Origin of the sequence: Cryobacterium sp. M91 (assembly GCF_002929615.1) — a bacterium.
GTDB classification, from domain to species: Bacteria; Actinomycetota; Actinomycetes; order Actinomycetales; family Microbacteriaceae; genus Cryobacterium; species Cryobacterium levicorallinum.
In genome coordinates this window covers 169,038-191,132 of the sequence record NZ_PJJT01000089.1, presented here as the reverse complement: position 1 = coordinate 191,132, position 22,095 = coordinate 169,038, and the positions used below count along the sequence as shown (strand labels likewise).

At 64.6% G+C, this 22,095-nt stretch carries 26 protein-coding genes; 8 read left to right on the top strand and 18 right to left on the bottom strand.

Translation table 11 applies throughout. From position 1 onward, the window contains the following. Positions 1-117: 117 nt before the first annotated feature. From CXY80_RS15360 to CXY80_RS15345, 4 genes are all read left to right on the top strand, one after another. Positions 118-393 (top strand): hypothetical protein, encoded by a 276-nt coding sequence (locus tag CXY80_RS15360; RefSeq protein WP_134477775.1) that lies wholly within the window; start codon positions 118-120, stop codon positions 391-393. A 115-nt stretch (positions 394-508) separates the two neighbouring features. Further along, positions 509-772 (top strand): GlsB/YeaQ/YmgE family stress response membrane protein, encoded by a 264-nt coding sequence (locus tag CXY80_RS15355; protein WP_092447975.1) that lies wholly within the window; start codon positions 509-511, stop codon positions 770-772. Positions 773-943: 171 nt separating this feature from the next. Beyond that, a complete protein-coding gene (locus CXY80_RS15350) occupies positions 944-1,354 on the top strand; it encodes a DUF4383 domain-containing protein (RefSeq protein WP_092447976.1) in 411 nt (136 codons plus the stop codon). A gap of 51 nt (positions 1,355-1,405) precedes the next feature. Then, positions 1,406-1,999: a hypothetical protein gene (locus CXY80_RS15345; RefSeq protein ID WP_092447977.1), complete on the top strand. Its 594-nt coding sequence runs from the start codon at positions 1,406-1,408 to the stop codon at positions 1,997-1,999. A gap of 38 nt (positions 2,000-2,037) precedes the next feature. Here the strand turns inward: CXY80_RS15345 and CXY80_RS15340 are convergent, their stop codons facing one another. Next, positions 2,038-3,393 carry an ATP-dependent RecD-like DNA helicase gene (locus tag CXY80_RS15340; RefSeq protein WP_092447978.1) on the bottom strand — a complete coding sequence of 452 codons (1,356 nt, stop codon included), beginning with the start codon at positions 3,391-3,393 and terminating at the stop codon, positions 2,038-2,040. Between the two features lie 126 nt (positions 3,394-3,519). Between CXY80_RS15340 and CXY80_RS15335 the strand changes: the two genes are divergently transcribed. Continuing rightward, positions 3,520-4,587, top strand: a complete 1,068-nt coding sequence (locus tag CXY80_RS15335; RefSeq protein WP_092447979.1) for a hypothetical protein — start codon at positions 3,520-3,522, stop codon at positions 4,585-4,587. Here the strand turns inward: CXY80_RS15335 and CXY80_RS15330 are convergent. From CXY80_RS15330 to CXY80_RS15260, 15 genes are all read right to left on the bottom strand, one after another. Continuing rightward, on the bottom strand, positions 4,584-6,575 hold the full coding sequence (locus CXY80_RS15330) for a cytochrome c oxidase assembly protein (protein WP_104132982.1): 1,992 nt from the start codon (positions 6,573-6,575) through the stop codon (positions 4,584-4,586). The genes CXY80_RS15335 and CXY80_RS15330 overlap by 4 nt on opposite strands. Before the next feature lie 203 nt (positions 6,576-6,778). Then, positions 6,779-7,066 carry an HU family DNA-binding protein gene (locus tag CXY80_RS15325; RefSeq protein WP_092447981.1) on the bottom strand — a complete coding sequence of 96 codons (288 nt, stop codon included), beginning with the start codon at positions 7,064-7,066 and terminating at the stop codon, positions 6,779-6,781. Positions 7,067-7,369: 303 nt separating this feature from the next. Continuing rightward, complete coding sequence (gene rpsN / locus CXY80_RS15320) at positions 7,370-7,675, bottom strand: 30S ribosomal protein S14 (protein WP_092110538.1); 306 nt, start codon at positions 7,673-7,675, stop codon at positions 7,370-7,372. A 2-nt stretch (positions 7,676-7,677) separates the two neighbouring features. After that, positions 7,678-7,845, bottom strand: a complete 168-nt coding sequence (rpmG, locus tag CXY80_RS15315; protein WP_035880539.1) for a 50S ribosomal protein L33 — start codon at positions 7,843-7,845, stop codon at positions 7,678-7,680. Beyond that, positions 7,845-8,081 (bottom strand): 50S ribosomal protein L28, encoded by a 237-nt coding sequence (gene rpmB, locus CXY80_RS15310; RefSeq protein ID WP_035835252.1) that lies wholly within the window; start codon positions 8,079-8,081, stop codon positions 7,845-7,847. The genes rpmG and rpmB overlap by 1 nt, the downstream gene beginning before the upstream one ends. 244 nt (positions 8,082-8,325) lie before the next feature. Then, positions 8,326-8,742 (bottom strand): Fur family transcriptional regulator, encoded by a 417-nt coding sequence (locus CXY80_RS15305; RefSeq protein WP_104132981.1) that lies wholly within the window; start codon positions 8,740-8,742, stop codon positions 8,326-8,328. Next, complete coding sequence (locus tag CXY80_RS15300; RefSeq protein WP_092447983.1) at positions 8,739-9,590, bottom strand: metal ABC transporter permease; 852 nt, start codon at positions 9,588-9,590, stop codon at positions 8,739-8,741. The genes CXY80_RS15305 and CXY80_RS15300 overlap by 4 nt, the downstream gene beginning before the upstream one ends. Continuing rightward, the gene (locus tag CXY80_RS15295; protein WP_233195412.1) at positions 9,590-10,489 is read right to left on the bottom strand and encodes a metal ABC transporter permease; all 900 of its coding nucleotides are present in this window, start codon (positions 10,487-10,489) and stop codon (positions 9,590-9,592) included. The genes CXY80_RS15300 and CXY80_RS15295 overlap by 1 nt, the downstream gene beginning before the upstream one ends. Next, the gene (locus CXY80_RS15290; RefSeq protein WP_233195411.1) at positions 10,490-11,287 is read right to left on the bottom strand and encodes a metal ABC transporter ATP-binding protein; all 798 of its coding nucleotides are present in this window, start codon (positions 11,285-11,287) and stop codon (positions 10,490-10,492) included. 7 nt (positions 11,288-11,294) lie between these two features. Then, a complete protein-coding gene (locus CXY80_RS15285; RefSeq protein ID WP_104132979.1) occupies positions 11,295-12,347 on the bottom strand; it encodes a metal ABC transporter substrate-binding protein in 1,053 nt (350 codons plus the stop codon). A 72-nt stretch (positions 12,348-12,419) separates the two neighbouring features. Then, positions 12,420-12,758 (bottom strand): hypothetical protein, encoded by a 339-nt coding sequence (locus tag CXY80_RS15280; RefSeq protein WP_146070749.1) that lies wholly within the window; start codon positions 12,756-12,758, stop codon positions 12,420-12,422. Positions 12,759-13,012: 254 nt separating this feature from the next. Next, entirely contained in the window at positions 13,013-14,422 is a 1,410-nt protein-coding gene (locus CXY80_RS15275; RefSeq protein WP_104132977.1) for a dihydrolipoamide acetyltransferase family protein, read from the bottom strand. A gap of 32 nt (positions 14,423-14,454) precedes the next feature. After that, a complete protein-coding gene (locus CXY80_RS15270; protein WP_104132976.1) occupies positions 14,455-15,459 on the bottom strand; it encodes an alpha-ketoacid dehydrogenase subunit beta in 1,005 nt (334 codons plus the stop codon). Beyond that, the gene (locus CXY80_RS15265; RefSeq protein WP_104132975.1) at positions 15,459-16,610 is read right to left on the bottom strand and encodes a thiamine pyrophosphate-dependent dehydrogenase E1 component subunit alpha; all 1,152 of its coding nucleotides are present in this window, start codon (positions 16,608-16,610) and stop codon (positions 15,459-15,461) included. The genes CXY80_RS15270 and CXY80_RS15265 overlap by 1 nt, the downstream gene beginning before the upstream one ends. Before the next feature lie 37 nt (positions 16,611-16,647). Beyond that, positions 16,648-17,754, bottom strand: a complete 1,107-nt coding sequence (locus CXY80_RS15260; protein WP_104132974.1) for a histidinol-phosphate transaminase — start codon at positions 17,752-17,754, stop codon at positions 16,648-16,650. 114 nt (positions 17,755-17,868) lie between these two features. Between CXY80_RS15260 and CXY80_RS15255 the strand changes: the two genes are divergently transcribed. Further along, positions 17,869-18,261 carry a phage holin family protein gene (locus CXY80_RS15255; protein ID WP_092447992.1) on the top strand — a complete coding sequence of 131 codons (393 nt, stop codon included), beginning with the start codon at positions 17,869-17,871 and terminating at the stop codon, positions 18,259-18,261. 9 nt (positions 18,262-18,270) lie between these two features. Here CXY80_RS15255 and CXY80_RS15250 read toward each other — a convergent pair whose 3' ends face one another. Beyond that, entirely contained in the window at positions 18,271-19,731 is a 1,461-nt protein-coding gene (locus CXY80_RS15250) for an alpha/beta hydrolase (RefSeq protein ID WP_104132973.1), read from the bottom strand. Continuing rightward, positions 19,728-20,009, bottom strand: a complete 282-nt coding sequence (locus CXY80_RS15245; RefSeq protein ID WP_104132972.1) for a hypothetical protein — start codon at positions 20,007-20,009, stop codon at positions 19,728-19,730. Before CXY80_RS15245 ends, CXY80_RS15250 begins: the two co-directional genes overlap by 4 nt. A 126-nt stretch (positions 20,010-20,135) precedes the next feature. On the opposite strand from CXY80_RS15245, the gene CXY80_RS15240 reads away from it, so the two are divergent. Continuing rightward, positions 20,136-20,663, top strand: a complete 528-nt coding sequence (locus CXY80_RS15240) for a low molecular weight protein-tyrosine-phosphatase (RefSeq protein WP_092448187.1) — start codon at positions 20,136-20,138, stop codon at positions 20,661-20,663. Further along, positions 20,660-22,042, top strand: a complete 1,383-nt coding sequence (purB, locus tag CXY80_RS15235; RefSeq protein WP_092447996.1) for an adenylosuccinate lyase — start codon at positions 20,660-20,662, stop codon at positions 22,040-22,042. Before CXY80_RS15240 ends, purB begins: the two co-directional genes overlap by 4 nt. The last annotated feature ends 53 nt before the right edge of the window (positions 22,043-22,095 follow it).

Sequence of the window (22,095 nt, the reverse complement as noted above, 5' to 3'; positions counted from 1 at the left end):
TTGAAACGCGCGCTGCCGAGCAGCGCGACGCGCAGAGTCCGCGGTGGCAGCGAAGCCCCCGCATGCTCCTAACCGGCAGCGCGCTCACGAACCTGTCACAACGAAATGGACAATGCAATGCAGAGCTATCGGTTGACGATCAATGACGACTGGTTTTACCTATCGGACGAGTACAACATTGCCGGTCTCAAGTCAGCCCTGTCCGCCGCCGTGCACAGCGGCGGAGGCTTCGTCGACGTCGTCAGCCCCATGCGGGCGCACGTCTCCCTGCTGATCACGGCCCACTCCATGGTCAAGATTGAAACGATCAATGCCGTCGACCTCCCCGATATCAACGACGCAACCCCGGTGACCGGCCCGCAGTACATGGACGACGACTACTGGCTGGACTGAAGCCCGCAAGTCGAATCGTTGGCCGGTGGCTATTGACGATGCACAGACAGGCGGGTACATTCACGCGAACGGCTTAGTCCGCGCCACATCCAGGCCAACCTGAAAGGCAGTTCTCATGAGTTTCCTCGGATTTCTCCTGCTCGGTCTCATCGCCGGAGCCATCGCGAAGGCGATCCTGCCCGGTCGCCAGGGCGGGGGCTGGCTTATCACCCTGCTGCTCGGGGTTGTCGGTGCCTTCCTCGGTGGATGGCTCGGCGGGCTCCTGTTCAATGTCAGTCTGGAGGAGTTCTTCTCGCTGACTACCTGGGCCCTCGCTATCGTCGGATCGCTGATCGTGCTGCTTATCTTCGGCGCGATCACTAACCGTCGCAAGGCCTGACCCGCCTCGGCACACAGCGCGTCACCCAATTCGGGTGGCGCGCTGTTTTTTGCGCACCGATCCCCTTAAACGGGGAGATCAGGGCCACAATTAGTACCAATCCGAAGCGGATGGAGCTCCGAATAAATAGCAACCACGGGTTAACCGTGAATCACCTAGGAGGCACCTGAAATGCGCACATCACCCAATCGCCTGATCGCCACCGTCTTCGGCGCGGTCTATCTTCTCGTCGGATTACTCGGCTTCGCCGTCACCGGCAGTGTCGGCTTCATCGCCACCGAGGGCGGATTACTTCTCGGCATCTTCGAGGTCAACCCGCTGCACAACATCGCGCACCTCTTGATCGGAGCGGCTCTGCTCATCGCCGGACTCTCCAACGCCATGGCAGCCAAGGCCACCAACAGCACGATCGGTGCCGTGTACCTGCTCCTCGGAATCGTCGGATTCTTCATCGCGAGCACCTCGCTGAACATCCTGGCGCTCAACACCGCCGACCACTTCCTGCACCTCGCCAGCGCGATCGTGCTTCTCGGTGTCGGCCTCACCGCAGACAAAACGGTTCACAGCAAAGCCAACGCCTAACGCCGCACCGCTTCACTCCATCCCTTCGCGCACCAAGTCAATAGGAGCATCATGTCCCCGGTCGTTCGCACCTGGCTCGGCTTCGCTGCTTTCGGCGCCGCCCTGATCCATCTGGCCGTGGGTGTGACCGCTCCATTGCCCCTGTCGGTTCTGCTGGTCGGGTTCGGCATTGCCGAACTCGGCTGGGGAATCGCCACCCTCGCTGCTGGCCGGGTTCTGGTGCCCCGGATCATCGTGGGTGCGGCGCTCATCCCGGTCTTCATCTGGGGTACCACCGCCGTGCTCGGTAATGGCCTCGGGGTGACCAGTGGCCAAACCGGCCTGCCGCTCTACCCGATGTCCGTCGCTTCACTCTTCAACGTATTCCTGGCCGCCACGGTAGCCATCGCACTGCGCCGCTCTCCGACCGGGCCCCCTACGCCCGCGACCCCCAGCATTGAAACGCGACGTGCTTCCGCAGCAGGCGCTGCCACACCCAGCGGCTGGCGTTTTCTTACCGGTCTCGTCGTCGGAGGCTTTCTGCTTTCGGCGCTCACCACCCCGGCCCTCGCCGCCACGGAGGTCGGCTCCCATGCCGTGCCCCACGGTTCACCCGGAGTGACCGAACCGACCATCCCCGACTCCGGCGGCCACGGAGCACACTAGAGTCCCTCGCAGAGCTCACCAGCGCACGACAGCACGGGTCAGGCGGGCAGCCCGGTTTCGGGGTCGGTTGGCTCCTGGCCCGACGTGTCAAGCCCCGCCAGGTTAGCCACCGGCGGCACCACCTCGATGTTCATAAACCGTTTGACGTTCTCGTCGACGATTATGTCGCTCGGTCGCAGTGGCCTGGTCAGGTACAGGCCATTGAGGCTGGTCAGCCGGCTCAGCGCAACGTACGTCTGACCGGGGCTGAATACCCGTGCTCCCAGGTCGACAATCGCCCGCTCGTAGGTCGCACCCTGAGACTTGTGAATGGTGACCGCCCAGGCCAACCGCAGCGGAAATTGCGTGAATTCCGCCACGACATCCCGGCTCAGCTTCTTGGTCGCGGCGTTGTAGGTGTACTTGTACTTCTCCCACACCGTCGGCTCAACCTCGTGCACGTCACCGTCGATGTCGACGAACACCGTCGAGGTGACCTTGGTGACCGTGCCGATACTGCCATTCACCCAGCGCGGCCCGCCATCGAGCGGGGAGTCGTTGCGCAAAAACATCACCTGTGCTCCCACCTTGAGCTCGAGCACCTCGTCGGCCGGAAACTGCTTGCCGCCAAAATCCCCGGTGATATCGGCCTTCGCGGTGAGCGATTTGCCCGACAGCTTCTTCAAAGCGGATGCGTTGATGCGGTTTACCGCATCATTGCGCGTCGCGAGGGTGATCACGCCCTCACTCGGCGGGGTTCGCATCCCCGCACCGTTGAGCGCACCGCCGATCTCGGCGGTGACCTGACCATGGCGCACGGCATTGAGCATGAGCTTGAAATCGTTGTCCCGCTGGCGGTGAATCTCGGTGAGCTCGAAGATGCGCAGCTCGGCATCCCGCCAGACCTTGGCGTCGAAGAACCACATCGACCGATAGTGGTCGGCGAAATAGGCGCGCTCGTCGGGGCCGCCGGGCACCGGGGCCAGCTGGTACGGATCGCCGAACAGCACGATCTGCACCCCGCCGAACACCTCGAACGGGCGTTGGCGGGCCTGACGCAAACTGCGGTCGATCGCGTCCATCAGGTCGGCGTTGACCATCGAGACTTCGTCGATCACGAGGGTGTCGATGGTATTGAGGAGCTTGCGCACCTGGTCGTTCTGGTCGATCGGGCTGTCGGCGATGACTCCGATCGGCAGGCGAAAGAGCGAGTGAATAGTCTGGCCACCCACGTTGAGCGCAGCGACACCGGTGGGTGCCGCAATCACGATCTGCTTGCTGGTGTTCCAGGACAGGTGGTTCAGCAGCGTCGATTTACCCGTTCCGGCCCGACCGGTGACGAACACGTTCTGCTTGGTTCCCTCGATTGCCGCGAAAACCAGCGCCTGTTCACGGCTGAGCGGAATCTCGGACACGGCACACTTTCTCTGGCAGGCTCATGCTGCGCGGGGGACATACCACTGTAACGTCCCGTGGGCCCACAGCGAGCACTGGATCGGGCACTGGCCGTAGGTCCGACCCGCCCCCCGTACAATATTTATGTGACCACCCCGGCCGAAAACCAGCGGGCGAGCGGGCGCCGCGGCAGAATGCTCCGGGCCGTCCTCGCCCTCGTGGTGGTCGCTGCCCTCCTCGCGGCCGGTCTCGTGGGAACCATCACCGCCCTCAATCGCACGGTGTACAGCGCCGGCGGATTTGTGGAACAGTACCTCGACGCCCTCGCCCGCGGCGATACCGTCGGAGCCCTCGCGCTCGGTGGGGTCATGCCTTCGGCTGCGGAACTGACCGCGGCGGAACTGACCGTCGAATTGCCGGAGACGCTGCTGCGGGCATCCGTTTTGAGCGGTCTGAGCGATATCGAGTTGAAGAGTGACACGCCCAGCAATGCGGCCGGCGATGACACGCACCGGGTCGTCTTCGACTTTGATTTGAACGGCACAGCGTCGAGCATGGCGTTCACGGTCGAGCGGGCCGGAACCTTCGCTGGCGTCTTCAACGCCTGGACGTTTGCCGTCAGCCCGCTCGCTGTGCTGCAGGTGTCGGTGCTGCACGAACGCACCTTCACGGTCAACGGCCTCACGCTCGATACCCGCGCCCACGCGGCAGAGGATGCGCCAGCCACCTTCTCTTCCGGCGCCGCGTACCTCGCCTTCGCCCCGAACCGCTACACCATTGAACACTCCTCAGCCATGCTGACAGCGGAGAAGACGAGCGTGCGCGTGACGGCATCCGGGGCCACCGCGGTCGAGATCGACGCCCTGCCTAACGAAAAGATGATTGCGCAGGTGCAGTCAGAACTGAACAAGTTCCTCGACGAGTGTGCCACCCAGACCGTGCTGCAACCGACCAGCTGTCCGTGGGGTATCTCGATCGATGACCGCATCAAGGGCGCCCCGGCCTGGTCGATCACCGGTTACCCCGCGGTTGAACTCACCGCCGGCGAGCGGTCCTTCGAGATGGTGGCGACGGCCGGACAGGCCCACATTGTGGTCGAGGTGCAATCCCTGTTCGACGGCGACATCAGCACCCGCGACGAAGACGTGCCGTTCACCATGGGGCTCAGCGTCATCGTGCAGCCCAGCGGCGCCCTGGCCATCCAGCTGCACTAGCCGCGCGGACTTTGCGCGTCGCGCTCGGTGATCCGGGCCAGGTTGGTATTGTAGGCGATCAGCTCGGCGTCTTCGTTGCGATCGGCCTTGCGATCCAGCCTTCTCGTGACCTTGGTGTCGTCGCGGCTCCACTGAATCGCCACGACAACGGCCAGCACAAAGGTCGGCAGCTCGCCGATGCCCCAGGCGACGCCGCCGCCCATCTGCTGGTCGGCGATGGCGGAGAGACCCCAGGTGCGGCCCATCGCGCCGTACCAGTCGGCCAGGAGTAGCCCGGTGCCGCTCATCAGGGCGAGGCCGAAGAAGGCGTGGAAAGCCATCGTCACCAGCAGCAGCAGCAGTCGGAAGGCATACGGCAGGCGGTACGGCACCGGGTCGATGCCGATCAGGGACTGCACGAACAGGTAGCCGGTGATCAGGAAGTGCACGATCATCCATTGGTGGCCGATGTGGTCGGTCGTCGCCCAGCTGAAAATGGACGTGTAGTAGAACACCCAGAGTGAGACGCCGAAGAGTAGGGCAGCGACGATCGGGTTGGCGACGATGCCGGCGAAGCGCGAGTGCACGGCGGTGAGAATCCATTCGCGCGCCCCAAGGCTGCCGTCGTGGCGCTTGGCGATGGCGCGAGCTGCCAGCGTCACCGGGGCTCCCGGAACGAGCATCAGGGGCACGAGCATGGTCAGCAACATGTGCATGAGCATGTGGGTGGAGAACAGGTACTTCTCGTAAACGTTCACCCCCCCGTTGGTGATGTAGAACAGGGTGAGGATGCCCAGAATCCAGAGCACGCTGCGATAGATCGGCCAGGAGTCGCCGCGGCGGTGCAGCCTCCAGACGCCGGCCAGGTAGAAGAAGATGCCGAAGGCGCAGAACAGAATCCAGGCGAGGTCGAAGCTCCACTCGGTGAAATAGCGGGAGAAGGTCAGTTCCGGCGGCAGGAGTTCGCCGGTGAGGATCTGGGCCGGTGTCGACTGCGGAATCTCGGTGGCGACAACCTGGGCGACCGGTGTCGCCGTGCGAGCGAGGGCGGCGGCTACGCCCGAGGCGAGCCCCATGAAGCCGAGTTCGGTCACCACGAGCCACCAGAACCAGCGACCGTGCGTCGAGTCGGTCCGCTGCATCCGCTTGATGAAGAACCGGCGTTGCAGAATGCCGAAGCCGCCGAGGGCGACGAGGGCAGCGACCTTCACGAGCACAAGCAAGCCGTACGGGCTGAACAGGTTGTCCCAGCTGCCGATGCGCAGTTCGGCGCTGACATAGCCGGAGGCGGCCACCACGACGAAGGAGACCACGGCGAGGGAGGAATAGCGTGCAATCACCGAGCGGATGCGTTCGCCGTCGAGCTGGGTGCGCAGCACGATGATGGTCAGCAGGCCGCCGAGCCAGATCGCCGCGAAGACAAGGTGCAGGCCGAGGGCGGTGATCGCGGCGTTGTGGCCGGCAGCGCCCGCCGAGTGGCCCTGCTGGGCCATGGGTAGCAGCGAGAGCAGCGCCAGCACGGTGACGAAGATGAGGGCGGTCTGGTTGCGCACGGCGAAGCAGAGCACGGTCACGCCGGCGGCGATCAGCGTGGTCGCGAGCCAGGCCTGGCCGAGGTCGATCTGGCTGAAGAACTGTCCGACCGTGGCGCTGAACTGATCACTGAAGCCGAAGGGAACGTTGGTGACCTGGAGAAAGGTCAGAAAGCCGGTGACAGCGGATGCGACGGCGAACAGTGCGGCCGAGGCTGCGGCGAAGTCGAGGGCGGTGCCGAACTCGCGTTCCCGGGGGCTGAGGGCGAAAAGCGTGAGCACGAGGGCACCGATCGTTCCGGCCGCGCTGATGTTGACAATGACCTTGGCGAGGGGAAGTCCCCAACGCACCACCGGCCCGGGGTCGGCCAGCAGTTGGGCCGAAGCTCCGCCGCCATAGGCGAGGGCAACGAGGGTGGACAACACAGCGACCAGCAGCAGGGCTGCCGGTCCGAGAACGCGGACGAGACGGGGCACCTGCCCAGCTTATTCGCCCAGCCCTGGGCATCCGTCTCGCCTGAGGCCGGTGCCCGGTGCCGGCGCGCGCCGAGCCGTGAGTTTTGGCCCTTTTTCGAGGAGAAATTCACGTCTCGACGCGGCCCTCGATCGACATCGGAGGATGTCCGGGGACGCCAAAGAGGGCGCCGACCGTGGTCGACGCCCCCTTTCAGTACTGAAAGCTACTTCGCGGCAGCCTTGAGCTTGCTTCCGGCGGTCAGCTTGACGCGGTGGCCGGCAGCGATGGCGATTTCGGCGCCGGTCTGCGGGTTGCGACCGGTGCGAGCAGCGGTTGCGGTGCGCTCGACGCCCAACCATCCCGGGATGGTGACCTTGCCGTCAGCGGCAACGGTCTCGGCCAGGGTTGCAAAGAATGCATTCAGAACGCCGTCAACGGCGGCCTGGCTCTGTCCGGAGTCAGCGGCAACCTTGGCAACGAGCTCGGTCTTGTTCAGCGACTTGTCAGCCATTGAGTGTCCTCCTCGGACCTTCGTCTGTATAAACAGCGATATTCGTGATACGGATGCTCCTCGAGAGAGAAGCCCCGCTGGTCGGTTCGACCGAGTTGAAATCTAGCATTGATCCGCCAAAATCCCCGGATTTACGGCGATTTTCGACCATTTCAGGGCAGTTTCACCCGCTCAGACACCCGATTTCGCTCTCCGCGAAAAGGTCGTGACCACAAAACGGGATGTCGACCGAAGTTGACATCCCGTTTTGATGGTTCAGACACCGGCGAAACCGGCTACCAACTGCACTTACCAGCGCAGGAGTTACCAGCTGGACTTGGTGATGCCGGGCAGCTCGCCGCGGTGCGCCATGTCGCGAAAACGAACGCGCGAGATGCCGAACTTGGAGAGGTGGCCACGGGGACGACCGTCAACGGCGTCACGGTTGCGCAGGCGCACCGGGCTCGCGTTGCGCGGCAGCTTCTGCAGGCCCTTGCGAGCAGCTTCACGCGACTCGTCGGTGCCGGCAGGGTCAACCAGGGCCTTCTTGAGCTCAAGGCGCTTGACGGCGTAACGCTCGACGATGACCTTGCGCTGGTTGTTCTTGGCAATCATGCTCTTCTTCGCCATGTTTAGCGCTCCTCACGGAAGTCAACGTGCTTACGGATGACCGGGTCGTACTTCTTGAGTACCAGACGGTCGGGGTCGTTACGGCGGTTCTTCTTGGTCACATAGGTGTAACCGGTTCCAGCCGTGGAACGAAGCTTGATGATCGGACGTACGTCATGAGCCTTAGCCATTAGATCTTCACCCCACGAGCGAGAACGTCCTTGACGACGCTCTCGATACCACGAGCATCAATAACCTTGATGCCCTTTGCGGACAAGGTCAACGTGACCTTGCGACGAAGCGACGGCACGTAGTACGTCTTCTTCTGAACGTTCGGGTCGAAACGACGCTTGGTGCGTCGGTGCGAGTGCGAAATGTTGTGTCCGAAGCCGGGAACAGCTCCGGTCACCTGGCATACAGATGCCATGGTTTCCTCCATTACCGAAGAGCGAGTGCTCTTCCCAAGATCCCTTGTCGACGGGCAGAACCACATCGGCCCGGAGCTAACTCAAGGCCGGGGGAGAATCGCCCGCAATGTACGCACACAGGCGTAGCAGCTCACAACGTTACTAGATCCGCGCGCCTCCCGCAAACTCTCCTGGCCGCGAGAGCGGGTGAACGGTTACTTCAGCGAGCACGAAGCAACCGTTCACCCGCTTTCGCGCAACTTGTTAAGCGGATGCTGCGGCTGCTTGACTCGTCGCCGTGACAGTGCAGGCGGCGCAGAGACCGAAAACGTCCACGACGTGGGCGGCGGCGGTGAAACCATTCTTGGCGGCGACGTCTTTCGCCCAGGTTTCCACGGCATCCGCTTCGATCTCGACCGTGAGCCCGCAATTGCGGCAGATCAGGTGGTGGTGATGATCATTGGTGCTGCACGCGCGGTACAGGCTCTCGCCCTCCGGGGACTGCAGGGAGTCGGCGTCACCCTTGACCGCGAGGTCGGCGAGGGCGCGGTAGACCGTGGCGAGGCCGATTGGGGATCCGGTCGCATGCAGGGCGGAGTGCAGCGCCTGGGCGCTGACGAAGCCGTCGTTGGCATCGAGGGCGCCTCGAACGGCCTCACGTTGCCAGGTGTTTCGCTTCATGACTTCAACCGTAGCGATGTTCGCGCGGGCCGGCGCGCATCCGCTTCTTGGGGCACCCGCGCGGCACCGACCAATCGCCGAGCGACCAGGGCGAGCAGAAAGAACGCCGCCGCGGTGAGGGCGATGCTGGGGCCGGCGGCCACATCGAGCGAGCGGGAGAGCAGCACGCCGATCACGCCGGACACCGCGCCGAGCACGGGGGCAATCAGAAACATCTGCGAGGTCGTGCGCGAGACCAGGCGGGCCGCGGCGGCGGGGGCGGCGATCAGGGCGATGGCGAGGATTGCTCCGACGGCCGGCATCGCGGTCACGACCGTGGCCGTGATGAGCACCAGGGACAGCAATTCGATCGGCCATTCTCGATAGCCCGCTGCGCGAAAACCGTTCACGTCGAAGGTCGAGAACATGATCTGTTTGCCCAAAACCACGATGGTCAGCACTGCGAATGCCAGCACGATGGTTACGAGCGTCACATCCCTGGTGGTCACCGTGAGAATCGAGCCGACCAGATAGGAGTCGACCTTGACCGGCAACGAGGGATTGAGTCCCTGCAGCAGAACACCGAGCGCGAATCCGGCGGTGAGCAGAATGCCCGATGCGACCTGATTTCCCTGTCGCTTGACGCGTCCGATCATGGTCATGATCCCCACAATGAGCACGCTAGCCACTGCGGCGCCGAGCGGGATGCTTACGCCCAGGATCGCGGCGCCGACCGCTCCCGGAAAGGTCGCGTGGGTGAGGGCCTGGGCGAAAAAGGTGCGCTGGCGCAGTACCACGAGGGTCCCGACGAGGCCACTGAGCGCGCCGATCAGCAGCGCGGCGAGGAGCGCCTGCTCGAAGTAGCCCATCAGCGCAGCACCGCGCCCGCCGTGCGACGAGGGCCGCCGATCCGGTCGATCCCGAGCCGAGCGACCAGGGCCAGCACGTAGCCGCCGACGAGCACGAGCACGACGGTGGCGCCGCTCGGCAGGTCGACACCGCGGTTCACCGAGGCTTCGTAGCCGAGCACGAGGCCCAGCCAGGCGGCCAGAATCGCGAAACTGGCGGCGACCAGAAAGAGCAGCCAGAGGCGACGGGTCACCAGACGAGCGACCGCGCCCGGCACGATCAGCACGGCAAGCACGAGCAGGTTGCCGACCGCGCTACTGGCGGCCACCACGACCAGGGCGATGGCGACGTTGAGCAGAATGTCGAGGACGAGCGGGCGGTATCCGGCCGCAGCGGTGCCCTCGAGGTCAAAGGCGCGAAAGACCTGCTCCTTGAGGGTGAACCCCACGATAATCAGCGCAATCAGGCAGACCACGACGGTCTGATTGACCTCGGCCGTACTGACGGTCAACAGACGCCCGAACAGCAGCGCGTCGAGCTGGCCGACGTAATTTGTTTCCCGTGAAACCACGATGATTCCCACGCTGAACATGGCCGTGAAGACGATCGCGATCGCAGCATCCGAGGTGACCGCTCGTTTGACGATCACCGTGAGCACGACGGCGGCGATGAGGGCCGCCACCAGTGCTCCGACAAAGAGTCCGTCACGACCACCCCAGACGAATCCGATCGCCACCCCGGGGAAGACGGCGTGGGTGAGTCCGTCGCTGATGAATTCGAGTCCGCGCAAGTTGACGAGTACGCCGACGAGGCCGGCCACGAGGCTCAGCACCACGAGCACGAGCAACGCCCGAGCCATGAAAGGCAGGTCGAACGCGGTGATCAGCACGGTATTCATCACCGGCGTGACGGCATCCACTCAGTGCCCCCCGTGGCCGGGAACCACGATGGTGTGCTCGTCCATTTCGACGCCGACCGAGCCGAACGCCTGCTGCACGTTAGAGAGGGTCAGCACCGTATCGCGCGGCCCGAACGCCACCTGGGCGCCGTTGAGCAGCAGCACGCTTTCGCACACGGCGCGGGCCAGGTCGAGGTCGTGGGTGGATACCAGCACGGCGACCCCCTGCAGCTTGAGCCGCTTTACCGTTTCGATGAGGGCATCGCGGTTCACCTGGTCGAGTCCGTTGAAGGGCTCATCGAGCAGAAGCAAACGCGGGGCGGATGCGACGGCTCGCGCCAGCAGACCGCGCTGCTGCTGCCCGCCCGACAGCTCCCCGAACCGGGTCTTGGCTCGATTGCTGAGTCCGACGGTCTCCAGCGCCTCGGCGACAGCCTGCCGATCAGCCCTGGCCGGCATGCGCCACCAGCCGAGCGAGCGGTAGCGGCCCATCATGACGACTTGCTCGAGCGAGACCGGAAAGTGCGGGTCGAGCTGGTCGGTCTGGGGTACATAGCCGATGTAGCCAGCGGGGGCTGGCCACTGGCCGAGCACCTCGACCGTGCCGTCCGTGCGGGTGATGAGTCCGAGAATGCCCTTGAGCAGGGTGGACTTGCCCGAGCCGTTCGGGCCGATCAGGGCAACGGCCTGACCCGGCAACACGGTGAAATCAATGCCGGTGAGCGCAGGCTCTGCGCCGTAGGCAAACGACGCTGCCGCCACTCGAAGAGCGGCGGCAGCGTCCGATGTTGGTGTTTCTTGAGAAGTGTTCTCGATCACGTGTTAACTATTGCAGTTCGGCGGGCAAAGCAGAGGGTGTGACGCCCCACGATTCGAGCATCAGCGTTGAATTGTGCAGCTGCGCCTTGATGTAGGTGTCGCCGGCGCTACCGGCGGGGCCGAGCGAGTCGACGTAGAGGGCGTCGTCACCGGAGTAGACGGTGACGCCGGCTTCGGTGGCGATCGTCTCGGCGGTTTTCGGGCTGAGTGACGCCTCGGAGAACACGGCCGTCACACCGGTGGCCGTGATCGCCGCGACCAGTGAATCGATCTCGGCGGCGCTCGGCTCGGCGTTATCGTCGAAGCTCGGAATCACCGATCCGACGTAGTCGATGTGGTACGCCGCGGTGAAGTAGCCGAGGGCGTCATGGTTGCTCACGAGCAGGCGGTCGCTTTCCGGCACGGTCTCCACGTTGGTGCGGATCCAGTCGTCGAGCGCACTGAGCTGGGCGGAATACGCTGCGGCGTTGGCCTCAAAGTCCGCTGCGTTATCGCTGTCGGCAGCCACGAGGCCGTCGGTGATCGTCTGCACGATGGTCTCGGCGTTGTGCACGTCGGTCCAGATGTGTGGGTCTCCACCGTCGTGGGCGTCTTCGGCCTCGCCTGCGTGGGCATCCGCTTCTTCGTCAGCGTGGTCATCCTCCTCGGCGACTTCGTCGGAGTGATCTTCGCCGGCCCCAACCTCGGAGATGGTGATGCCCTCGTCGGCGTCGATCGTGACACCGTCGAAGCCCGACGCGACGATGGCGTCGTCGAGCCACTCCTCGAGTCCGACACCATTGATGACGAGCACGTCGGCGGCGCCGAGCGCGGTCAGGTCGGCCGCGGACGGGTCATAGCTATGGGCGCTCTGGTTGGGCTGAATCAGCTGCGTGAGGTCGACGCCGCTGGCGTCACCGATCACGTTGCGGGCGAAGTCGGCGACCTGGGTGGTCGTGGCGACGACCTTGAGTCCAACGTCCGCGCTGTCGGCGCTGGCGGTCGTGCCGGCCGAGCACCCCGAAAGGGCGAGTGCGGCGGACGCGAGGAGTACGGGAACGGCGAAATATCTCTTGTGCATGCTTCGAGATTAGCGTTGTTGATAATGATTGTCAAAACCATTAACAGTGTGCGCACACACCCTCTGACCGCGCTACTGGTCGGTGATGAGGTCGGGCGCCGGCACGACCTGCAACGTGGTTTGCTCCGGGCTGAGCGTGGGGGTGTCTTCGTCGTAGAAGTTCTTCCACCCCCAGGCGACACCGGCCGGGGCATCCACGTGCAGTGCCGACCAGGTGGCCAGTTTGTCGGGCTGGCTGCCGGGACCGTCCACGTGAATGAGCAGTCCGATCTCCGCATGCGTCACGTCGCGCAGCGCACGGTTGCCGATCATGCTGGAGCGAAACTGGTGCAGGACGAGGAGTTTCTGGCGCAGGGCCCCCTCACTGGTCAGCGCAGCGAGCCAGCTGACGACGGCATTGATCTCCGCCACATCGACCGAACCGATCTGCCCGAGGTGGCGATGATCGCGTGCAGGGGCACGACGCTTCGGGCGGTCAGCGACGCAAACGCCAGGGGCATGCCAACCGCCGCACGCGTACATCGACCGCCGCCAACTCGCCCTCCTCGATCCTTCATCCTGAGGTCTGCCACGATCGGGGAGTCACAACTGCGGTCAGGTCGAAGGAATGGGCCACATGTGACGCTGACCGTGGGTCTTTCCGCCCTTGTGAACGACGCGCCGTCCTACTCGAGCAGCAGGGCCGGTTCCTCCATGATGCTCGCGACGTCGGCAAGAAAACGGCTCGCGACGTCGCCATCGACGACCCGGTGGTCGAAGCTCGCACCGATCGTGGTCACGTACCGCACCCGTACCTCGCCATCGACAACCCACGGCTTCTGCTTGATCGTGCCGAGGGCCACGATTCCGGCCTCCGGGGAGTTGAGAATGGGGGTGCCGGTGTCCATACCGAACACGCCGATATTGGTGATCGTGATCGTGCCGTTGCTCATCTCGGCCGGGCTGGTCTTGCCGTCGCGCGCAGTCATGGTGAGCTTCTCGAGCGCCGCAGCGAGTTCGAGCAGGCTCATATCCTGCGCTTCCTTAATGTTGGGCACGATCAGCCCGCGCGGGGTCGCCGCGGCAATGCCGAGGTTGACGTAGTGCCGCACGATGATTTCCTCATCGGTGAAGGTGGAGTTCACCGTTGGATTGCGGCGCACCGCCCAGATCATGGCCTTCGCCATGATCAGCAACGGCGAGACGCGAATGCCGGCGAAGTCGGTCGAGGCCTTGAGTCGCTTGACGAATTCCATCGTGCGGGTGGCATCCACGTCGACGAACAGGCTCACATGCGGCGCCGTGAAGGCGCTCTTCACCATGGCCTGGGCGATGGCTTTGCGAACGCCCTTCACCGGAATGTGCTCGTCGCGATCGACCGGCCATTCCGGCGTCTGGATGTTGCGAAAGACACTGGCCTGGGTCGCCCCGCGCAGCACGTCTTCCCGGGTCACGTCACCCACCGGACCGGTCGCTTCGACGAGGGCGAGGTCGACGCCGAGGTCTTTGGCGAGCTTACGAATTGGCGGCTTGGCCATGACCGGGCCGACGGATGCCGCGCGCCGGGTCGGTTCCAGCGGCTCGGCCCGCGGGCGCACAGCGGGTTCGGGCGCCAGCGTCTCGTGGGCGACACTCGAGCCGCTGTGCCGACGCCGCCGGGTGGGCATCGTCGCGGCAGAGCCGCGGCCGACGAGAAGCGGTTCGGGCGCCTCATCGCTGATGCTGCTGCTGGTGTCCGTTGTGAGCGTGGTCGTGTCGGCGCTGTCACTGTCGGCCGTCTGCGCAGCGGATGCACCGGCCTCCACTGCCAAACCAGCCGCCGGCAGGTCTGCACTCGCGTCGGCGTTCGGCCCGCTATCGGAATGTATCGTGATGATCAACGTACCCACGTCGACCGTCGTGCCCGCCGCGACCAGAATTTCACCGACGACGCCCACGAACGGAGACGGCAGCTCGACCAGGGATTTGGCCGTTTCGATCTCGACCAGCACCTGGTTTATCGTCACGGTATCGCCGGGGGCGACCTTCCATTCCACAATTTCGGCCTCAGTCAGGCCTTCGCCGACATCGGGGAGGGTGAATTTCGACACGCTCATAAGGTGCCTTTCTTGAAGTTCATAAGTGCTAATTAGTAAGCGAGAGCGCGGTCCACGGCTTCGAGCACCCGGTCGGGACTCGGCAGAAAGTGCGTCTCGACCGCCGCCGGCGGGAAGGGGGTGTCGAAGCCGGAGACGCGCAGCACGGGCGCTTCAAGCGTATAGAACGCCCGCTCGGCGACCGTGGCGGCGATCTCGCTGCCGACACTGACAAAGCCGGGGGCTTCCTGGGTGACCACGAGGTGACCGGTCTTCTGGACGGAGTTCAGAATCGGTCCGTAATCGATCGGGGAGATCGAGCGCAGGTCGATCACCTCCAGGCTGATGCCCTCGGTGGCGGCCAATTCGGCGGCCTGCAGCAGCACGCTCACCATGGCGCCGTGGCCGACGACGGTCACGTCGGTCCCAGCCCGCACCACGCGGCTGGCGTGCAGCGGCGTTCCGCTCTGCTCGAACCGCACCTCGCCCTTGGGCCAATAGCGGCTCTTCGGCTCGAAGAAAATGACCGGATCGTCACTCGCGATAGCTTCCTGCATCATCCAGTAGGCATCGTGCGGGTTGGACGGGCTCACCACGCGCAGGCCGGGGGTGTGCGCGAAGTACGCCTCCGGGCTTTCCTGGTGGTGCTCGATTGAGCCGATGTGTCCACCGTAGGGAATGCGAATCACGACGGGCATGATCAGGCCCCCCTCGTGGCGGTTGCGCATACGCGCCAGCTGGCTGGTGATCTGGTCGAACCCGGGAAAGACGAATCCGTCGAACTGGATCTCACAGACCGGACGAAACCCGCGCATGGCCAGGCCGATGGCCGTGCCGATGATTCCGGACTCGGCGAGCGGGGTATCGAGCACGCGCTTGTCGCCGAATTCAGCGATCAGCCCCTCGGTGACCCGAAAGACGCCGCCGAGCGGGCCGATGTCCTCGCCCATCAGCAGCACCTTGGGATCGTCCAGCATCGCCCGGCGCAGCCCGGCGTTCAGGGCCTTCGTCATCGGCAGTGAAGCGGATGCCACACTCGTGTCAATTACAGCGGTCATCAGTTCTTACCCTCGTCGAAAGACGCTTCGTAGCGTTCCAGCCAGGCCTTCTGCTCGGCCACGAGCGGATGCGGTTCGGCATACACGTTGTCAAAGATCACCGATTGCTCCGGGCCGGTGATCTCCAGCGCCCTCTTGCGGGTGTCGGCAGCGAAGTCGACCGCTTCTTCATCGACGGCGTCGAGGAACTCCTGCTCGATCCCCCGGCCCTGCAGATAGCTGCGAAAGCGCACGATCGGGTCGCGGGCCACCCAGTAGGCGAGTTCGTCCGGATCGCGGTACTTGGTGGGGTCGTCGGCGGTGGTGTGCGCGCCGACCCGGTAGGTGAGTGCCTCGATCAGTGCCGGTCCGTGGCCGGCGCGGGCGTCATCCATCGACTTCGCGGTGACGGCGAAGCTCGCGAGCACATCGTTGCCGTCGATCTGGGTGCCGGGCATGCCGAAACCACCGGCGCGCAGGTAGAGCGGAGTGCGCGACTGCCGGGCGACGGGTACCGAGATGGCCCAGTGGTTGTTCTGCAGAAAAAACACCTGCGGGGTCTGGTAGCTGGCCGCGAAGACCAGCGCCTCGTTGGCGTCGCCCTGCGAGGAGGCACCGTCGCCGTAGTAGACGATGACGGCCTGGTCGGTCTCCGGGTTGCCGGTCGCGGTCGCCCCATCCAGTTGCATGCCCATGGCATAGCCGGTGGAATGCAGCGTCTGCGAGGCCAGCACGAGGGTATAGAGGTGAAAGTTTCCGTGTTCTTCCGGCACCCAGCCACCGAGGGTCACGCCGCGCAGCATCCGCAGAATATCAACGACATCGAGGCCGCGGATCATGCCGACGACGTGCTCGCGGTAGGAGGGAAAGACGTGGTCCTGGGGCCTTGTGGCGTAGGCCGACCCGACCTGGGCGGCCTCCTGGCCGTGGCTCGGAACCCAGAGGGCAAGCTGGCCCTGGCGCTGTAGGTTGGCCGCTTCGGTATCGAACTTTCGCACCACGACCATGTCACGGTAGAAGCGGCGGTGGTCCGCCTCACTGAGGCGATCGAGGTAGGGCAGAAATTCCTCGGCGGCGGCATTGGGTTCGAACGTGCCGTTCGGGGAGATCATGCGTACGCAGGTCGCGGCCCCATCGAGGCCAAAGGCTGCTGACGTGGGCGCTGCTGTCATGGGCACAGTCGCATCGTTTCGGGTGGCTGACACCGTACTAACCTATCTTTCGTGCCGGGTGACCGGCGGGAAGGGCGTCGACAAGATCCGCGCTCATTAATAGGAGTGTCGCCACAGCCTGCTCCTCACCGATCGACACCCGAATGCCCTCCGGCACGAAGGGGCGCACGATAAGGCCGGCCTCGCCGAGAGCCTCGGCCACGCTCGCGGTTTCGGCACCCGTGGGCAGCCAAAGAAAGTTGCCCTGCGGCTGGGGAATATTCCAGCCCTGCTGGGTGAGTGCCGTCCAGGTTGCATCGCGACGCGCAGCAATGGTTCGAACCCGGTCAAGCAGTTCCTTTTCGGCGTCGAGCGAGGCGATCGCTGCCGCGGCTGCTGGCGCGGTAACCGAGAGCGGGATGGCGGTCGCGCGGGCGGCGTTCAGAATATCCACCGGCCCGAGGGCATAGCCGATGCGCAGTCCGGCCAGGCCGTAAGCCTTGGAGAAGGTGCGCAGCACGACCAGATTCGGGTAGCGGGCCAGGAGCGGCGGGCCGGTCACGGCATCCGCTTCGGTGACGAACTCGATATATGCCTCATCGAGAATGACCAGCAGATCGGTCGGGACAACGGCCATGAAGGCCTCGAATTCGTCCTTGGTGACGATGGTACCGGTGGGGTTGTTGGGCGAGCAGACGATGACGACCCGGGTCGCCTCGCCGATCGCGGCGGCCATTTCGGGTAGGTCATGACCGTGATCGGCGCGGTTGGGCACGCGCACGCTGGTCGCGCCCGCGACGGTGACGAGCGAGGGGTAGGCCTCGAAAGACCGCCAGGAGTAGAGCACTTCATCGCCAGGGCCGGCGGCAGCGAGAATCAGCTGGGCCAGCAGGGCCACCGAACCCGAACCGACGTGCACCTGGTCGACATCGATGCTGTACTTGGCAGCGAGGCGTTCGCACAGGGCCAGCGCCGAGGCATCCGGGTAGCGGTTAAAGGCCATTTCGGCGGCGACCGCCGCCACGACCCCCGGTAGCGGGTCAAAGGGGTTCTCGTTGCTGGAGAGCTTGAAGTCACTGGCGTCAGCCGGTTTGCCCTGCTTATAGGCCGGGAGTGCGATAATCTCCGGGCGCAGGCGGACGGAGGGTCGGTCGGAGAGGCTCACTCGTGGAGTCTACGCCCGCATATATTCGCAATGGCGAATGAATGATTGCCCGCCTTTCGACCGCGCGGCCCGGACGCCGCACCCGACGGCGCTTCCCGGTGAGATAGTAGGGACATGGCCAGATTCCTGATCAAGTTGATCGTCAACGCGGTGGCCCTGTGGCTCACCGCCCTGCTCGTCACCGGAGTGCACGTCATTCCGTACGCACCCGATTCGGGTGCGAGCGTGATCACCTACCTGCTCATCGCGCTCATCTTCGGGTTCGTGAACACCGTCGTCGGCGGCGTCGTGCGGGTCGTCGCATTTCCGCTGTACATTCTCACGCTCGGACTGTTTGCGCTCATCGTCAACGGCCTGCTGCTGCTGCTCGTCGCCTGGCTCTCCGGTTTTCTGGGTTTTGGCCTCGTTGTCGATGGCTTCTGGTGGGGCGTACTCGGTGCCCTGGTACTCGGAATCATCTCCTGGCTGCTCGGTCTGATCGTGCGCCCGGTCACCGACCGTAACTAAGCCGCGCCGTCACTTCGGCGCTGACCCGGCTGGCAAGCGGATGCCGCGCCACAAGACGGCCTCGCCCTCCGCGCTCCCGACAATGCCAGTCATCGTGTCCTGAAAATTTTGCAGGTTCTCTTCTGGGGAGGCGTTGATGAGTTGCGCCGTCTCGCGGTAGCGATCAAGGTGGTGGGCCGGCACGTTCTCCCCAACTGGGGGTTCGGTCGTCGCGAAGACCTCGCGACGCACGGTGAGGCGATCCTCCGAGTCGATCAGGCATGACCCACCAAGAGCCGTCACCACGTCATCGCTGTGCTCAACGGTGAGCGTCGCGACACCGGACGGCACCGGAACACACGTTTCCGGCGCCCCAAAAGTGGCCACCGCCTGCACGTTGAACGCCTCAGAGGCAGCTACCTGCGTGGCGACGATGCCACCCTGCGAATGACCGGCCACGACTACTGGATCACCGGGTTCAACGCCGGCGGCCTGCATCGCCTCCATCACCGCCCGAAAGGACCCCGCGTTTTGCTGGGCAATCGCAGACACGTTCGCGGCGAGGTCGAAGGGCTCGTTCGTGGCGACCGGATCCCAGTCGACCGTCCCACCGATGTACACGGCCCAGGACGTTTGCTCGCCGTCACCATATTTCTCGATGCGAACCTGCGCCCCGCCTTTGGCGGCTTTGGGAATTCGCGCGGCCACGTCACTCACCCCGGTGGGTGGCTTCAATTTTGCCAAAATACGGACCCGCCGCACCCTCACCGCACCTTCCCGCAACAGCCCGCCACTTCGCGCTACGGCGAGCACGGCGACTGCGGTGCTCGAGATGCCCGTCACACCCAGGCCGGTGTCTCCGAGAATCAGGTCAACTCCAAGAGGCACTCCCAGTGCGCCCAGAGCGACGTCATCGAGCGAAGAGACGAGCAGTTTGGCCATGAGGACCGTTTGCGGGTCCGTGATAACCCGTTGGTCGAGAACAAACCCGTATCCCGTCTCACGCTTCACGAGCCCCGCCATCGCCCAGACGACCAATCCCAGAGCAGGCAGAGAGGTTGCCATTACTCCCAGGACCAGTGGAGTGGCTCCGAGCAGGAGCATCAGCCTGATAATCGTCCCGACATCATGCCCCACTTTCGCGCTCCCCAGCACGGCCAGTTGCAGGGCGCTGTGCTCAGCCCAGCCGTACCGTTCCGCGGCAGCCACCAGGGACTCGGCCAGGTCGCCGCTGCGCTGCACCAGTTCGCCGAGCGCCCCACTGGCCCAGAGCAGGGGTATCCCGGCGTCCCCCGGCGTCCATTTCATGGCCCCGCCGGCGGAGTCCAGTTGCCGGATACTGTCCACCCTGACGCGAAAGTCCTCGGCCTGGGCCTGGGCATACCGCAGCATCTCGGCCTCGGCCAGTACGACATCCGTTGACACGATTGTGGTTCCCCCCACGGACACTGTCAGTTCGCTTCCACCCACGCCAACGTCGTATTCGCTCATTGCTCCGACTCCAGCTGCCAAATGTTCTGCCTTAACTGGTCCTGCGCTTCGTCCAGAAAGTTCACGACCAGGCCCAGGTCGTGAACAATCTCTGCGACCCGCTCGCGGTAGGCACGCTTCGCGGCCGACTGCCAGAATTCGCTTTCGTCCCCCCGGCGCAACCGTCCCTGTAAATCCACGACATCGGCGGTGAGGGCCTGCACCCGCAGCCGTTGAGCTCGAAACACGGAAAGCTGATCGGTGCGTCCCGATGCGATGAGTCCAGCCAGATCATCCATGGCACCTCCCCGACAGGACCGATCGTCGCAGAATCGCCGGCCACCGGGCCTCCCCTCGACGATTCTGTGCACAGACTCCGGATACTGGGCATGTGCAGGAGCCGAATCTGCTCCACAATGGGATACATGTCTTTCGCGTCACTCACCCCCGACGAGTCGACGCCATTCCGCATCATTTTCGTCTGCACCGGCAACATCTGCCGATCGCCCATGGCCGAGGTCGTGCTGCGTGATCTGATCACGAAGCTCGGCCTGGGGCGACTGATCGCGACCAGCTCGGCCGGCACCGGAGACTGGCATGTGGGTGAGCAGGCCGACGGTCGCACGATTACCGCGCTGGCCAAGCGGGGTTATGACGGCAGCCACCACCGGGCTCGCCAATTCGATCCGCTCTGGTTCGCCGACCACGACCTGGTCGTCGTACTCGACCGCGGCCAGGAGCGCATCCTGCGGAACTGGGCGCTGGCTGATCGCGATCGCGCCAAGGTGCGCCTGCTGCTGAGTTTTGACGCCGAGCAGGCCGCCCTGTGCGACGTGCCAGACCCCTACTATTCCGACGATGCGTTGTTTGACTCGGTATTGGGCATGATTGAGAGTGCCAACCACGCACTTTTGAAACAACTTGCACCCGCAATTCGACAGGGAGTCCAATGAGTCACCTACCCGTACAGGTTCTAAGCCCGCTTGACGGCCGCTACCGATCCGCCGTTTCCGATCTGGGCGAGTACCTGTCCGAGGCCGGCCTCAACCGCGCCCGGGTGCGCGTGGAGGTCGAGTGGCTGATCACCCTCACCGACCGCAGCCTGTTCGGCTCAGCCCCGCTGACCGCCGAGCAGAAGCTCGACCTGCGAGCCCTGGTGACGAATTTCGGGCAGGCCGAGATCGATGAGCTGGCCGAGCTCGAGGCAACCACCCGGCACGACGTGAAGGCTGTCGAATACCTCGTCCGTCGCCGCCTCGGCACGCTCGGCCTCGCCGACATCAGCGAGCTCACCCACTTCGCGGCGACCAGCGAGGACATCAACAACCTCTCCTACGCCCTCACCGTGCGTGATGCGGTGCAGACGGTCTGGCTGCCCAAGCTTCGCCTGGTCATCGACGCGCTGCGCAGCCGTGCTCTCGAATTTCGAGCGGATGCGATGCTGGCCCGCACCCACGGGCAGCCCGCGACGCCGACCACCATGGGCAAGGAACTCGCCGTGTTCGTCTATCGACTCGAGCGCATCGTGGCCCAGATCGACGCCGGTGACTACCTCGGCAAGTTCAGCGGCGCCACCGGCACCTTCGCCGCCCACGTCGCCGCCGATCCGTCGGTGGACTGGCCCGCCGTGTCCCGCGAGTTCGTCGAGGGCCTCGGCCTCGGCTGGAACCCGCTCACCACTCAGATCGAGTCGCACGACTGGCAGGCCGAGCTATACTCCCGCGCCTCCCACGCCAATCGCATCCTGCACAACCTGGCCACGGACATCTGGACCTACATCTCGATCGGCTACTTCCGCCAGATTCCGCAGGCCGGAGCCACCGGATCCTCCACCATGCCGCACAAGATCAACCCGATCCGGTTCGAGAACGCAGAGGCCAACCTCGAATTGTCCTGCGCCATTCTCGACTCGCTCGCCGCGACGCTGGTGACCAGCCGGCTGCAGCGCGACCTCACCGATTCCACCACCCAGCGCAACATCGGCGTCGGTTTCGGGCACTCGCTGCTCGCCCTCGACAACATTCTGCGCGGCCTCGGCGAGATCGACATCGACCGCGCCCTGCTCGAGCGCGACCTGGACTCCAACTGGGAGATTCTCGGTGAAGCGATCCAGACCGTGATTCGCGCCGAGGTCTCGGCCGGACGATCCTCGATCGAAGACCCCTACGCCCTGCTCAAGGAGCTGACCCGCGGCAAGCGCATCACCAGCGCCGATCTGGCCGCCTTTGTCTCAGCCCTCGATATCGGCCCGGCCGCGAAGACTCGCCTGCTCCACCTCACCCCGGCCGGCTATGTCGGCCTCGCCGACTCCCTGATCGACTTTCTGCGCTAGGAGGTCCTGATCGGTCAAACGGCGCACGTTGCGGATTGCTCCGGACGTGCGCC

Bases quoted from the DNA above. Each gene is read 5' to 3' on its own strand.
- CXY80_RS15305 (WP_104132981.1), bottom strand. From the start codon at position 8,742: ATGAAGCGAAACACCTGGCAACGTGAGGCCGTTCGAGGCGCCCTCGAT.
- purB (WP_092447996.1), top strand. From the start codon at position 20,660: ATGAGTCACCTACCCGTACAGGTTCTAAGCCCGCTTGACGGCCGCTAC.
- CXY80_RS15355 (WP_092447975.1), top strand. From the start codon at position 509: ATGAGTTTCCTCGGATTTCTCCTGCTCGGTCTCATCGCCGGAGCCATC.
- rpmG (WP_035880539.1), bottom strand. From the start codon at position 7,845: ATGGCTAAGGCTCATGACGTACGTCCGATCATCAAGCTTCGTTCCACG.
- CXY80_RS15285 (WP_104132979.1), bottom strand. From the start codon at position 12,347: ATGCACAAGAGATATTTCGCCGTTCCCGTACTCCTCGCGTCCGCCGCA.
- CXY80_RS15300 (WP_092447983.1), bottom strand. From the start codon at position 9,590: ATGGGCTACTTCGAGCAGGCGCTCCTCGCCGCGCTGCTGATCGGCGCG.
- CXY80_RS15255 (WP_092447992.1), top strand. From the start codon at position 17,869: ATGGCCAGATTCCTGATCAAGTTGATCGTCAACGCGGTGGCCCTGTGG.
- rpmB (WP_035835252.1), bottom strand. From the start codon at position 8,081: ATGGCATCTGTATGCCAGGTGACCGGAGCTGTTCCCGGCTTCGGACAC.
- CXY80_RS15240 (WP_092448187.1), top strand. From the start codon at position 20,136: ATGTCTTTCGCGTCACTCACCCCCGACGAGTCGACGCCATTCCGCATC.
- rpsN (WP_092110538.1), bottom strand. From the start codon at position 7,675: ATGGCGAAGAAGAGCATGATTGCCAAGAACAACCAGCGCAAGGTCATC.
- CXY80_RS15250 (WP_104132973.1), bottom strand. From the start codon at position 19,731: ATGAGCGAATACGACGTTGGCGTGGGTGGAAGCGAACTGACAGTGTCC.
- CXY80_RS15360 (WP_134477775.1), top strand. From the start codon at position 118: ATGCAGAGCTATCGGTTGACGATCAATGACGACTGGTTTTACCTATCG.
- CXY80_RS15265 (WP_104132975.1), bottom strand. From the start codon at position 16,610: ATGACAGCAGCGCCCACGTCAGCAGCCTTTGGCCTCGATGGGGCCGCG.
- CXY80_RS15275 (WP_104132977.1), bottom strand. From the start codon at position 14,422: ATGAGCGTGTCGAAATTCACCCTCCCCGATGTCGGCGAAGGCCTGACT.
- CXY80_RS15350 (WP_092447976.1), top strand. From the start codon at position 944: ATGCGCACATCACCCAATCGCCTGATCGCCACCGTCTTCGGCGCGGTC.
- CXY80_RS15245 (WP_104132972.1), bottom strand. From the start codon at position 20,009: ATGGATGATCTGGCTGGACTCATCGCATCGGGACGCACCGATCAGCTT.
- CXY80_RS15270 (WP_104132976.1), bottom strand. From the start codon at position 15,459: ATGACCGCTGTAATTGACACGAGTGTGGCATCCGCTTCACTGCCGATG.
- CXY80_RS15345 (WP_092447977.1), top strand. From the start codon at position 1,406: ATGTCCCCGGTCGTTCGCACCTGGCTCGGCTTCGCTGCTTTCGGCGCC.
- CXY80_RS15325 (WP_092447981.1), bottom strand. From the start codon at position 7,066: ATGGCTGACAAGTCGCTGAACAAGACCGAGCTCGTTGCCAAGGTTGCC.